The organism is Anaeromyxobacter sp. K (genome assembly GCF_000020805.1).
GTDB lineage: Bacteria > Myxococcota > Myxococcia > Myxococcales > Anaeromyxobacteraceae > Anaeromyxobacter > Anaeromyxobacter dehalogenans.
The window spans coordinates 507,594-520,581 of sequence record NC_011145.1 but is presented as its reverse complement, the minus strand read 5'-3'; the positions used below and the strand labels follow the sequence as shown (position 1 = coordinate 520,581).

At 76.2% G+C, this 12,988-nt stretch carries 9 protein-coding genes; all 9 read left to right on the top strand.

Annotated features, from left to right (window positions below; all coding sequences use genetic code 11):
* Nucleotides 1-30: 30 nt before the first annotated feature.
* The 9 genes from ANAEK_RS02245 to ANAEK_RS02205 all read left to right on the top strand — a co-directional run bounded on the left by ANAEK_RS02245 (nucleotide 31) and on the right by ANAEK_RS02205 (nucleotide 12,892).
* Nucleotides 31-885: a lysophospholipid acyltransferase family protein gene (locus ANAEK_RS02245; RefSeq protein WP_012524527.1), complete on the top strand. Its 855-nt coding sequence runs from the start codon at nucleotides 31-33 to the stop codon at nucleotides 883-885.
* Nucleotides 886-890: 5 nt separating this feature from the next.
* Nucleotides 891-1,838, top strand: a complete 948-nt coding sequence (locus ANAEK_RS02240; RefSeq protein WP_012524526.1) for an SDR family oxidoreductase — start codon at nucleotides 891-893, stop codon at nucleotides 1,836-1,838.
* A 26-nt stretch (nucleotides 1,839-1,864) separates the two neighbouring features.
* Entirely contained in the window at nucleotides 1,865-2,437 is a 573-nt protein-coding gene (locus ANAEK_RS02235; protein WP_012524525.1) for a hypothetical protein, read from the top strand.
* A gap of 143 nt (nucleotides 2,438-2,580) precedes the next feature.
* On the top strand, nucleotides 2,581-3,468 hold the full coding sequence (locus tag ANAEK_RS02230) for an Hsp33 family molecular chaperone HslO (protein WP_012524524.1): 888 nt from the start codon (nucleotides 2,581-2,583) through the stop codon (nucleotides 3,466-3,468).
* A gap of 206 nt (nucleotides 3,469-3,674) precedes the next feature.
* Complete coding sequence (locus tag ANAEK_RS02225) at nucleotides 3,675-4,250, top strand: phosphoribosyltransferase (protein WP_232288346.1); 576 nt, start codon at nucleotides 3,675-3,677, stop codon at nucleotides 4,248-4,250.
* 20 nt (nucleotides 4,251-4,270) lie between these two features.
* Nucleotides 4,271-6,220 (top strand): selenocysteine-specific translation elongation factor, encoded by a 1,950-nt coding sequence (gene selB, locus ANAEK_RS02220; RefSeq protein WP_012524522.1) that lies wholly within the window; start codon nucleotides 4,271-4,273, stop codon nucleotides 6,218-6,220.
* Nucleotides 6,220-10,803 carry a GAF domain-containing protein gene (locus ANAEK_RS02215; protein ID WP_012524521.1) on the top strand — a complete coding sequence of 1,528 codons (4,584 nt, stop codon included), beginning with the start codon at nucleotides 6,220-6,222 and terminating at the stop codon, nucleotides 10,801-10,803. Before selB ends, ANAEK_RS02215 begins: the two co-directional genes overlap by 1 nt.
* Nucleotides 10,804-10,816: 13 nt before the next feature.
* Nucleotides 10,817-12,241: a sigma-54 dependent transcriptional regulator gene (locus ANAEK_RS02210; RefSeq protein WP_157376667.1), complete on the top strand. Its 1,425-nt coding sequence runs from the start codon at nucleotides 10,817-10,819 to the stop codon at nucleotides 12,239-12,241.
* 309 nt (nucleotides 12,242-12,550) lie between these two features.
* Nucleotides 12,551-12,892 (top strand): response regulator, encoded by a 342-nt coding sequence (locus tag ANAEK_RS02205; RefSeq protein WP_012524519.1) that lies wholly within the window; start codon nucleotides 12,551-12,553, stop codon nucleotides 12,890-12,892.
* Nucleotides 12,893-12,988 lie beyond the last annotated feature (96 nt).

Sequence of the window (12,988 nt, the reverse complement as noted above, 5' to 3'; positions counted from 1 at the left end):
TCGGGGCCGCGCACGTGATAGGACCGGGGCATGGCCGAGCTGTCCGAGGCGATCAAGGCACGGCTCCGCGCCTGGACCTTCGCGCTCGGCGGCCCCGGGACGCGCGGCCGGCTGGAGAAGCTCACCCCGCCGCGCAACGAGTACGGGGTCGACCCCTACGGCTTCGACAGCGAGTACGCGGTGGCCGCCATCGCGCCGCTGCTGTGGCTGTACCGCAAGTACTTCCGGGTCCAGGTCCACGGCCTCGAGAACCTGCCGACCGAGGGCCGGGTGGTGCTCGTGTCGAACCACTCCGGCCAGCTCCCCTTCGACGCGGCCATGATCGAGGTCGCCTGCCTCATCGAGCTCGACCCGCCGCGCGCGGTGCGGGCGCTGGTGGAGCGCTGGGTGCCGACGCTCCCCTTCGTCTCCACGTTCATGGCCCGCTGCGGGCAGATCGTCGGGACGCCGGAGAACTGCCGGCGGCTGCTCGCGGCGGACGAGGCGATCCTGGTCTTCCCGGAGGGCGTTCGCGGGCTCAACAAGCCGTTCAGCCAGCGCTACCAGCTGCAGCGCTTCGGGGCCGGGTTCCTGCGGCTCGCGCTCGAGTCCGGCGCGCCGGTGGTGCCCATCGGCGTGGTGGGCGCGGAGGAGCAGGCGCCGGCGCTGTTCGACCTGAAGCCCCTCGCGAAGCTGCTCTCGTTCCCTGCCTTCCCCATCACCCCCACCCTCCTGCCGTTCCCGCTGCCCTCGCGCTACCACATCCACTTCGGCGCCCCGATGCGCTTCCAGGGCTCGCCCGACGAGGAGGACGAGGCGCTCGAGCGCAAGGTGGCGGAGGTGGAGGCGGCGGTGCGGGGGCTGCTCGCGCGCGGCCTGGCCGAGCGCGAGCACGTCTACTGGTAGCGAACATGCCCGCCGATCCCGTCACCTTCCCCGGCATGCCGCGCACGGTCCTCGTCACCGGGATCTCCGGGAACCTCGGGCGCGCGCTCGCCAAGCACCTGCACACCGAGGCGCAGGTGGTGGGCCTCGACCGGCGGGCGTTCCCGGGCAAGCCCAAGGACATCGAGCACCACCAGGCCGACCTGCGCAAGGCGCGCTCCGAGGACGCGTTCCGCCGCCGGCGCGTGGACGCGGTGATCCACATGGGGATCATGCACGACCCGCGCATGCCGTTCAGCGAGGCCCACAGCTTCAACGTGGTGGGCACGCAGCGGCTGCTCGAGCTGTGCGTGCGCCACCGGGTCAAGAAGGTGGTGGTGCTCTCCTCGGCGAACGTCTACGGGCCGCGCCCGCAGAACTCGAACTTCCTGCCCGAGGAGACGCCGCTCATGGGCGCCGACCGGGCCAGCGACGTGCGCGATCTCGTCGAGGTGGACATGTACGCGCAGTCGTTCATGTGGCGCCACCCGGAGCTGGAGACGGTCATCGTACGACCGGTGAACATCGTCGGCCCGACCGTGCGCAACGCGCCCAGCAACTACCTGCGCCTCGAGTCGCCGCTGACGGTGATGGGCTTCGACCCCATGCTGCAGCTCATCCACGAGGAGGACGTCTGCCGGGCGCTCGTCCTCGCGCTCCGGCCCGGGCTGCGCGGCGTCTTCAACGTGTCCGGCCCGGGCGAGGTGCCGCTCTCGGCCGTGCTGCGCGAGCTGGGGCGCAGCCCGGTGCCGGTCCCGCACCCGCTCGTCCGGCCGCTCGTCCGGCGGCTGTTCGACGCCCGCCTGACCAGCTTCCCGCCGGACGAGGTGGACCACATCCAGTACCTCTGCGTGGTGGACGGCTCGCGCTTCGCCCGGGAGGCGGGGTGGGCCCCCCGTTTCTCCATGCGCGAGACCATCCGCAGCGTGCTGTGACCGTCGGGCCGCGTTATCGTCGCCCCATGCGTACCCCCACCCTGCTGCGCCTCTCCGCCCTGTGCGCCGGCCTGCTCGCGGCCGCCGCCGCGCGCGCCCAGGACGTGCCCTTCGAGCCCTCCGGCGAGGTCCGCGTCCTGGCCTGGGGCACCATGGGGACGAGCGCCGCGTTCGACGAGGGCCGCATCGTGGGACCGACCGTGAACCTCACCCGGCGCGAGGACGGCACCTGGGCCGGCGACCTCGCCGGCCGCAACATCGCGCTGGAGATCCGCGAGGGCCGGCTCACCGGGGCGAACGTGAACCTGGTGCTCACGCAGAAGGGCAGCGCGACGCACGGCGAGGGGCTGTTCTACGGCATCCGCTTCCGCTTCGACCTCGACGGCAAGCGGCTCTCGGCCCGCTTCGGCGACTGCACCGTGGACGCGAAGCGCCTCAAGGCGCCGGGCCAGCTCCGCGGCGACGCGGCGTGCCTGCGCCGCGGCGCCTCCTTCCCGTCCAGCTCGCGCGCCACCGTGCAGCTCATCGGCGACGCCGCGAACGAGCCGCCCCCGCTGCCGCAGCTCGCGCTCGCCCTGCTCGCGACCATGGCCGACTGAGCCCTTCGGCTCCGGGGAGCCGCTGGCGCCGCCCGTGCTCTCGGGTGCGCGGCGCTCCAGGGCCGCTCGTCCCGGGCGTCGCGCCGGCGCGCCGTCGAGGGGCGGGGTGGCGCGCCGCGCGCTTTCCGAACAGAATCCGGCCGATGACCGACCGCCTCTGCCGTGGCCTCCTCCCGCAGCGCGGGCTCCGCGCCGTCTTCGTTCGCGTGGGCGACACCGCCCGCATGGCGCGCGTGCTCCACGGGCTCTACCCGACGAGCGCCCACCTGTTCGCCCAGGGGCTGGCGGCCGGGGCGCTGCTCGGCGCCCTGCAGAAGGAGCAGGGCCGCGTCAACCTGCAGATCGAGTGCGACGGCCCGGTGGGCGGGATCTTCGTGGACGCCGACCGCGACGGCAACGTGCGCGGCTACGTGCGCCGCCCGGCGGTCCACTTCCCCGGCGATCCCGCCCGCGCGGCGCGCGCGGCCCTGGGCGGCTCCGGGTTCCTGTCGGTGCTGCGCGACCCGGGGAGCGGCCAGTACTACCGGAGCGCGGTGGAGCTCGAGGCGCTCGACGTCGCCCAGGACCTGCGCCGCTGGTTCGCCGCGAGCGAGCAGGTGGAGACGGCGCTCGACCTGGCGGTGGTGGGCCGCGAGGGCGAGCCGCTCGCCGACGTGGGCGGGCTGCTCCTCCAGAAGCTGCCCGACGGCGACGCGGCCGCGGTCCAGGCGGCGCGCGAGCGGCTCGCCGACGGCGCGCTCCGGGCCGCGCTGGCGCGCGGCGCCCCCGCACAGGAGATCATCCGGGAGGTGGCGGGAGACGGCTTCGAGCTGCTCGCCGACGAGGAGATCGCCTACCGGTGCGGCTGCAGCCCGGAGCGGGCCCGCGCGGCGGTGTCCGCGCTCGGGCGGGACGGCATCGCGCAGGTGCTCGCGGAGGAGAAGCAGGCGGTCATCTCCTGCGAGTTCTGCCGCCAGCGCTACGTGATCGGCGAGGCGGAGCTCCGCGACATCGCCCGGCGGCTGGCGGACGCGGACGCGGAGGGCGGGTAGCGGCGCCATCCGCCCCGCCGCGTGGTAGATTCCGGGCGCCCGTCACGGGCCGCCCGCGGCCCGAGTCCCGGAGGGACATCATCGCTTCCGCCACGAAGAGGAAGACCGTCCGCAGGCGTCCGCTCGCCCGCGGCAAGGCCGCCCGCACCGGCGCCGCCGCGCCGCGCAAGGCCGCGTCCCGCAAGCGCGCCGCGCCCCGCGCCAAGGTGAAGCGCCGTCCGGAGCAGCCGCTCGGCATGGGCGTCGCCGACGGCTTCGCGATGGACCGGCTCGCCGCCCCCGCCCACCTCCGCCGCGCGCCCAAGAAGGCGATGCGCGAGATCGGCTGGGCCGCGTTCGGCGAGGTGGCCCGCAGCCTCGCGGCGCGCATCCACGAGTCCTACCGGCCCGACGTGGTGGTCGGGATCGCCAAGGGCGGCGTGTTCGTGGGCGGGGCGCTCGCCGCCGCGCTCGGCGCCGAGTTCCAGCCGGTCCGCATCGAGAAGCGCCGCCGCGACGCGGGCGGCCCCGGCGCCCCCGCCTCCGAGCTGCCGCCGCTGACCGGGCGGCGCGTGCTGGTGGTGGACGACGTGGCCGCGACCGGCGCCACGCTCGCGAAGGCGCGGGCGGTGGCGCGCAAGGCGGGCGCCCGCGAGGTGCGCACCGCGGTCCTGGTGGTGCGCCCGAGCGGCGCCCGGCCCGACTTCCACGCGTTCGAGACCGACGAGCTCATCCTGTTCGCCTGGGACTACCAGCTCGACCAGCTGGGCGCGGCCGTGGATCCGGGCGAGGTCGGGGTCTAGCCGGTCGCGGCCGGGGAGCCATGAAGCGCGTCGTCATCGGCACGGCCGGCCACATCGATCACGGGAAGACCTCGCTCGTCCGGGCGCTCACCGGCATCGACACCGACCGGCTGCGCGACGAGAAGCGGCGCGGCATCACCATCGAGCTGGGCTTCGCGCACCTGGCGCTGCCCGACGGCTCGGTGGCCGGCGTGGTGGACGTGCCCGGCCACGAGCGCTTCGTCCGCTCCATGGCGGCCGGCGCGGGCGGCATCGACCTCGTGGTGCTGGTGATCGCGGCCGACGAGGGGGTGATGCCCCAGACCCGCGAGCACCTCGACATCTGCCGGCTGCTGGGCGTGCCGCGGGGGCTGGTCGCCGTCACCAAGGCCGACCTGCTGCCGGAGCTGGGCGCGGACTGGCTGCCGCTGCTCGAGCAGGACGTGCGCGAGGTGACGCGCGGCACGTTCCTGGAGGGCGCGCCCATCGTCCCGGTCTCCTCCGCGACGGGGGAGGGGCTGGACGCGCTGCGCGCCGCGCTGGCCGCGCTCGCCGCCGAGGTGCCGGAGCGGCCCACCGACGGCCCGCTGTTCCTGCCCATCGATCGCGCGTTCTCGATGAAGGGCTTCGGGACCGTGGTCACCGGCACGCTGCTCTCCGGGCAGATCGCCGAGGGCGACGCCGCCGCGCTCCTGCCCGCCTCGCCCGGCGGCGACGGGCTGCGGGTCCGCTCGGTCCAGGTGCACGGCAAGCCCACCCCGCGCGCGCTCGCCGGCCAGCGCACCGCGGTGAACCTGCCCGGCATCGAGCCCGCCGCCATCCGCCGCGGCCAGGTGCTGGTCCACCCCGGGGTCGTGCCGCCGTCGTCCATCCTCGACGCGGAGCTGACGCTGCTCGCGGCGGCCCCGAAGCCGCTCCGCCACCGCGCCAAGCTGCTCCTGCACGTGGGCACGGCGCAGGTCCCGGCGGTCATCTCGCTCCTCGATCGCGCCGAGCTCGCGCCCGGCGCCACCGCCCACGCGCAGCTCCGGCTGGCGGAGCCGGCCGCGGCGCTGCCGGGGCAGCGCTTCATCCTGCGCGGGTTCGCGGTGCTGGAGGGGCGCGGCAAGACGGTCGGCGGCGGGCGGGTGCTCGCGGTGGCCGCGCCGAAGCGGCGCCGCGGGCGGCCGGAGTCGCTCGCGCAGCTCGCGGTCCTCGCCGGCGCCGACCCGGAGGCGCGCCTCGCCACGGTGCTCGCCATGGCCGGACCCGCCGGCCTCGACCTGCCCGCGCTGGTGGGGCGCACCGCGCTCTCCCCGAAGGCCGCGCAGGCGACGCTGGACCGGCTCGGCGCGCGCGGCGGCGCGGTGCTGTTCGACCGCGAGCGGCGCGCCTACGTGGCGGGGACGGTCGCGCAGGAGCTGACCCGCCGGATGGCCGCGGCGGTGGCGGCGTTCCACCGCGACCACCCGCTCGCGGCCGGCATGGGGCGCGAGGCGCTGCGCGGGAAGCTGCCGCCGGTGACCGATCCGCGGCTGTTCCAGCGGCTGCTGGCGCACGCCGCCGAGCGCGGCGAGCTGGTGGTGGAGGGCGACGCGGTCCGCGAGAAGGGCCACGCGGCCGCGAGCGGCGAGAGCGCCGGCGGCGCGCTCAAGGAGAAGGTCGCCGCCGCGCTGGCGAAGGGCGGGCTCACCCCGCCGTGGCTGGCCGAGCTGCCCGGCGCGGTGGGCGCGAGCGCCCCGGACGTGCAGGCCGTGCTGAAGCTGCTCGCCGCGGAGGGGCGCGCGCTCCGCGTCTCGTCGGAGCTGTACTTCGACGCCGCGGCGGTGAAGACGCTCGAGGCGAAGCTGGTGGCCTGGCTGCGGGAGCGCCGCCAGATCACCACCCAGGAGTTCAAGGACCTGGTGGGCGCGACCCGCAAGCACGTCATCCCGCTGGCGGAGTTCTTCGACCGCGAGAAGGTCACGCTGCGGGTGGGCGAGAAGCGGGTGCTGCGCGGCGAGGGACGCTGATGGCGGAGCGGTTCCAGGCCGGCTCGCTGGTCGTGCGCGATCGGAAGATCGTGCACGCGAGCGAGGGCGCCGCGGCGCTCGCCGGCCGCACCGTGCCGGACATGGTGGGGCTGGACGTGCTCGACCTGGTCGCGCCCGAGGACGTGGCGCGGGTGGTGGAGCGGCACGAGCGGCGCCTGCGCGGCGAGGCGGCGCCGGCCGAGTACGAGGTCGGCGTCCTCCTGCCGGACGGCACCCGGCGGCCGGTGGAGCTGCGCGTCCGGGTGCACGGCGCCGACGTCATCCTGGAGGTGCGCGACGCGACCGCGCAGGCGGCCCGGCGGCCGCGCCTGGAGGCGCTCGCGGCGCTGGGCGCGGCGCTCCAGCGCGAGCCCAGCGAGGCGGCGGTGCTGGAGCGGCTGCGCGGCGCCGCCGACGAGCTGTCGGCGCTCGTGCTGCTCGCGCGGCCCGACGGCGGCGGGCTGCGGGTGGACTGGTCGGCGCTGCCGCCCCCTGCGGCCGCGCGGCTGGAGCGCGCGCTGGAGCGGCCGCTGGACGGGCAGCCCGGGCGCTGGCCGCCCATGTTCCGCGCGGCGTGGGACGCGGGCGCCGCCTACTCCGACGACCTCCCCAACGAGGCGGCCGCGTTCGTGCCCGAGGCGCGCGCCGCGGCGACGCGCGAGGCCATCGCCGCCATCGGCATCGCCCGCGCCGTGGCGGTCCGGGTGGACACGCGCGCCGGCCCGGCGCTGGGGCTGCTCGTCGCGGCGCGCTGGCTGCGGAGCGAGGACCTGGGTGCGCTCCGGCTGTTCGGCGCGCAGCTCGCGGCGGCGCTCGACGCGGCGCGGACCATCGCCGACCTCTCCCGCCACAACGCCGACCTGGCGCTCCTGAACCGGGTCGGGCGGCTGGCGGGGGACGCCCCCGACCTCGACACGTTCTTCGGCGAGGTCACCACCGTGCTGACCTCCGCCACCGGCTGCGCGGTGGTGGCCGTGTACCTGGTGGAGGACGGCGGCCGCGAGCTCGTCCGCACGTTCGCGAGCGGGACGAGCCCCGACGTGCAGGCGCGGCTGCAGCGCGTGCCCGTCACCGCGCGCATCGGCGAGGTGCTGCGCGACCGCGCGGCGCGCGCCGTCCCGGTGGACGACGCCGAGTCCGGCGCCGACGCGCTCCGCGCCCTGGGGATCCGCGCCGGCATCTGGGTGCCGCTGGTGGCCCGCGGGCGCGCCGTCGGCGTCATGGTGGTCGCGTTCCGCGAGGCGCTCGAGGCGGTGCGGCCCTGGCTCGGGCTGCTCGGCGCGGTCGGCCCGCACGTGGCCAGCGCGGTCGAGACGCAGGGGCTGCTGGGCGCGCTCCGCCGCCGGGTGGCCGAGCTCACGCTCATCAACGACGTGGCCATGGGCAGCGCGCAGCTCGACCCGGTGCTGCTGCTCGACACCTCGCTGCGCCGGGTGGTGGAGACGTTCCAGGCCGACACCGGCGCGGCGTTCGTCCGCGAGGGCGAGCGGCTCGCGCTGGTGGCCGGCCACGGCCTCTCGGCCGAGACGCTGCGGCGCACCGCCCGGCTCGGGCTGGGCGAGTCCCTGCCCGGCCTGGCGGTGAAGCGCTGCGCGCCGGCGCGGTACCCGGACGACGCCGACCCCACCGCGGTCCAGGTGGCGCAGGCCGAGGGGCTGCGGGAGGCCATGGCGGTCCCGCTGCTCGCGAAGGGACAGTCCGCGGTGGGCTCGATCGTGCTCGGGCGCCGCACCGCGCGCCCGTTCGCCGATCGCGAGGTGACGCTGCTCTCGGCCATGGCGGTGCAGATCGGCGTGGCGGTCGAGAACGCGCGCCTGTTCGCCGACGTCCGCCGGCGCCTGTCCGACCTGGAGGCGGTGCACGCGCTCGCGCTGCGCATCTTCGGGAACGCGCCCGGGGACGTGCCGGCGCTGCTCGACGACGGCTGCCGCGAGGTGGCGAGCGCCCTCTCCTGCCGCGGCGCCGCGGTGCTGCTGGTGGACCCGCAGGAGCGCTGCCTGCGCGGCGTGGGCGGCTGGGGCGGGCCGCTGCGCGCCGAGGCGCTGCGCATCCCGGCGGGCCAGGACCTGCTGGCGGAGGACGCGCTGCGCCGCGGCGCGCCGGCCTGGACCGAGGACGCCTCGCGCGACCCGCGCAGCGCGCTCTGCGGCCGCGAGGACCTGCCCCCCACCGCGCTGCTGGTCGTCCCGCTCACCTCGCGCCAGGCCACGCGCGGCGTCCTGTTCCTCCTCGACGACGCCGGGCGCAGCTTCTCGGATCCGGAGCTGGCGCTGGCGAACGCGCTCGGCGGCGAGCTGGCGGTCGGGCTGGAGAACGCCGAGCTGTACGCGGAGGCCAGCCGCCGGGTCGAGGACCTGTCGCTGCTGAACGAGATGAGCCGCACGGTGGCGGGCTCCCTCGACCTCGACCACGTCCTCTCCGAGGGCGTGGTGGCGGCGCGGCGGCTGCTCGGCGCCGGCGTCGGCGTGGTCCACCTGTACGACCCCGTCCACCTCTCGCTGCGCGCCGCCGCCGTCAGCCCGGGCGGCCCCGCCGCGCTGGAGCGGGCCTCCGCCGCGCTCGCCAGCGGCGAGGGGCTGAGCTGGCGCTCGGTGCGCGAGCGGCGCACGTTCGTGGTGGAGGACGTCGACGCCGAGGCCGCCGGGCTCAACCGGCTGCTGGTCGAGTACCACCGGGCGCGCGCCGCCATCGTGGCGCCGCTGCTGCTGCGCGGCGAGCCGCTGGGCGTGCTGGTGGTGGTGGACACCGAGCGCCCGCGCCGCTTCGCGCCGGCGGAGGTGGAGCGGGTCACGGCGGTCGCGAACCAGCTCGCGGTGGCGATCGAGAACGCGCGGCTCTACGCCGAGGCCCGCGGGCGCCTGCACGAGCTCTCCACGGTCATCGACGTGGCGCGGGTGGTGTCCTCGTCGCTCGACCTCGAGGAGGTGCTCTCGGCCGGCGCCGAGCACCTGAAGCAGACGCTGCAGGGCTCCGACTGCACCATCCTGCTCGACGACTACCGGCGGCGCGAGCTTCGGCGCGCGGCCACCCGCGGCGCGCCCATCGGGCCGGCCTCGGTGCCGCTCGCCGAGCGGTCGCTGGCGCGGGACGCGCTCGAGGCGCGCACCCCGATCGCCGGGCGGCTCGCCGAGCCCGGCGTGCCCGACCGGGCGCTGCTGGCGGTGCCGCTCCACGTGCGCGACCAGCCGGTGGGCGTGGCGCTGGTGGCCGCCGCCACCACGGACCGGACGTTCTCGCCGGGCGAGCTGTCGCGCGCCATGGCCATCGCCAGCCAGCTGGCGGTGGCGGTGGACAACGCGCGGCTCTACTCGGAGACCCGCCGGCGCGCCGAGGAGCTGGGGCTGCTCCACGAGGTGGGCCGCTCGCTGGTGGCCACGCTCGACTTCGAGCAGGTGCTCGACGCGGGCGTGCGGAACCTGGCGCGCATCGTGGACGCGCCGCGCGCGGTCATCGCGCTGTCCTCCCCGGGCGGCGAGCAGCTCCGGGTGCGGGCGGTGTGGGGGTTGCCGCAGGCCGCGGTGGGCGTGGACCTGTCGGTGGAGGCCGCCGCCCCGCGCCTCGCCGCCCTGGTGTTCGAGCGCCGGGAGCCGATCGCCATCGAGGACGCGGCGCGCGATCCGCGGGTGCGCGAGGACCTGTCGCTCGACCCGTCCATCCGCGCCATGCTCGGGCTGCCGCTGCTGGTGCGCGACCGCTACATCGGCGCCGCGGTGATCCTGGAGACCCGCGGGCCCCGGCGGTTCAGCCCGGCGGAGATCGAGCGGGGGGCCGCCATCGCGAACCAGCTCGCCGTCGCCGCGGAGAACGCGCGGCTCTACGAGGACCTGCGCCGCAGCTACGCCGAGCTGGCGCACGCGCAGCGCCAGCTCATCCAGCAGGAGCGGCTCGCGGCGCTGGGCGAGCTGTCGGCGGTGGTCGCCCACGAGGTGCGCAACCCGCTCGGCGTCATCTTCAACTCGCTCGGCTCGCTCCGGCGCATGCTGCGCCCCCAGGGCGACGCCCGGATGCTGCTCGACATCGTGGGCGAGGAGGCGGACCGGCTGAACCGGATCGTCGGCGACCTGCTCGACTTCGCCCGCCCGTCCACGCCGGAGGTCCGCCCCGAGCCGCTGGACCGGGTGGTGGAGGAGGCGCTCGCCACCGCGCTCGCGCAGAACGGCCAGCCGATCCAGATCCAGCGCGAGGTGGACCCGGCGCTGCCGCAGGTGCCCATGGACGCGCGCCTGGTGCGGCAGGCGGTGGTGAACGTGGCGGTGAACGCGGTCCAGGCCATGCCGCGCGGCGGCCGGCTCACCGTGCGGCTGCGGCGGGACGGCGACGCCGCGGTGCTCGAGCTGGAGGACACCGGCGCGGGGATCCCCGACGAGGTCCGCGGCCGCATCTTCGAGCCGTTCTTCACCACCAAGGCGAGCGGGACCGGCCTCGGGCTGGCGGTGGTGCGGCGGATCGTCGAGGGGCACGGCGGCGAGGTGACCGTGACCAGCCGGCCCGGCGCCGGCACCGCCTTCGCGCTGCGCTTCCCGCTCACCCCGCTCGCGGGGGAGGACGGCGGCCCGGTTGAAAAGGAGGCGGGGATTGGCTGACATTCCGGGACGCATGATCGACCCCGTTCCGCCGGAGGACCCGCGGGCGCCGCGGATCGCCGAGCCGCCCACCGGCGGCAAGGTGCTGGTCGTCGACGACCAGAAGAACATGCGCGCCACCACCGCCATCCTGCTCCGGCAGGCCGGCCACGCGGTGGAGGAGGCGGAGGACGGCGCGTCCGCCACGCAGCGGGTGCAGCACGAGAGCTTCGACGTCGTGCTCACCGACCTGCGCATGCCGACCGTGGACGGCATGGAGGTGCTGCGGGCGGTGCAGCAGGCGTCGCCGGAGACGCAGGTCATCGTGATGACCGCGTACGGCACCATCGAGTCGGCGGTGGAGGCGATCCGGCGCGGCGCGTACGACTTCCTGGCGAAGCCGTTCAAGGAGAGCGAGGTCCTGCTCCGCGTCGCCAAGGCGCTGGAGAAGCGGCGGCTGCTCGGCGAAGTGAACCTGTTCGCCGAGGAGTTCCGCAAGCGCTACGGCCTCGAGCACATCGTGGGCCGCTCGCCCGCCATGCGCGAGGTGCTCGACCGCGTGCTGCGCGTCGCGCCCACCGACGCGACCGTGCTCGTCACCGGCGAGTCCGGTACCGGCAAGGAGCTGGTGGCCCGCGCGCTCCACGTGACCAGCCGCCGCAGCGACAAGCCGTTCGTCCCGGTGAACTGCGCCGCCATCACCGACACGCTGCTCGAGTCGGAGCTGTTCGGCCACGCGCGCGGCGCCTTCACCGGCGCCACCCGCGCGCGCCGGGGCATGTTCGAGGAGGCCAACGGCGGCACCCTGTTCATCGACGAGATCGGCGAGACCTCCCCCGGCTTCCAGGCGAAGCTGCTGCGCGCGCTGCAGGAGGGCGAGATCCGCCGGGTGGGCGAGTCCAGCCCGGTGCAGGTCAACGTGCGGATCATCGCCGCCACCAACCAGGACCTGCGCCGCGCCATCGCCGAGCGGCGCTTCCGCGAGGACCTGTTCTACCGCCTGAACGTGGTGCCGCTGCGCATCCCGCCGCTCCGCGAGCGCCGCGAGGACGTCCCGCTCCTCGCCGCCCACTTCCTCCAGCGCTTCGTGCAGCGCACCGGCAGCGAGCGCGTGCTCACCCCGGAGGCGGTCGCCTCGCTCGTGGCCCACGACTGGCCGGGGAACGTCCGCGAGCTCGAGAACATCATCGAGCAGGCCGCCGCGCTCTGCACGGGCCGCGAGATCCGGGCCGCCGACGTCCAGATCGAGGCGCGGGCCGCGCCGGCGGGCGGCGCCGGGGTGACGCTCGCCGATGCGGTGGAGGAGACCGAGCGCCGGGCCATCACCGCCGCGCTGGCGCGCTGCGGGAACGACCTCGGCCGGGTGGCCCGCGACCTCGGCATCTCCGGCACCACGCTGTGGCGCAAGATGAAGCGCCTCGGCATCGAGGCGCGCGAGCACCCTCCGGTCACCTCCTGACGGGTTGCGTCGCCGGACCCCGGGGGCGTCGGGGCCCGGGTCCGTTTTCACTTCTGCAACGCCATCTTGCACTTACGAAATCACGCCCCCGACCTTCGAGGGATCCGGTCCAGGAGTGATCCCGCCGGCCAGGCGGGCAAGTGCCCGGATAGAGGGCCTATCCTCCCGGGCAGGCGGGCGCGCGCGGGCTGGCATCGTCATTGCTCTTCGGGACAGGGAGAAGTGCAAAGCAGCCTGTTGAAGTAGGTCCCCCCCCGCCACTTCAGCTGCGCTTTGCACTTCTTTTTCTTTTCTCCCGGAAGCGTCCCCATGGCGCAGTGCTTCCTGCTCGTGGATGCGGATCGGAACTTCCGGGAGGCCCTCGCGATCGCGCTCCGGCTGGACGGGCACCGGGTCGAGGTGTGCGTGGGCGCCGACGAGGCGCTCGCGCTCCTCGCCGCGGGTGGCGTGGACTGCTGCCTGGTGGACGCCCACATGCCCGGGGCCGACGAGGTGCTCGCGGCGGCCACCGCCGCGGGCGCGCGCCCGGTCATGACCGGGCCCTACGCCGACGTGCTCGAGCAGGCCGCCCGCCGGCACCCCGCCGCCACCGCGCTGCCGAAGCCGTTCCGCGCAGCCGAGCTCGCCGACGCGGGCCGCGCGGCGCAGTAGCCGGCCCACCCGCCCCGCCGCCCCCGCGGCGCGCCGCCCGGAGACGACGGCGCGGCGGCCCGGTCGCCCCGGCCGCCGCGCGTGAGGTGAGGCGTA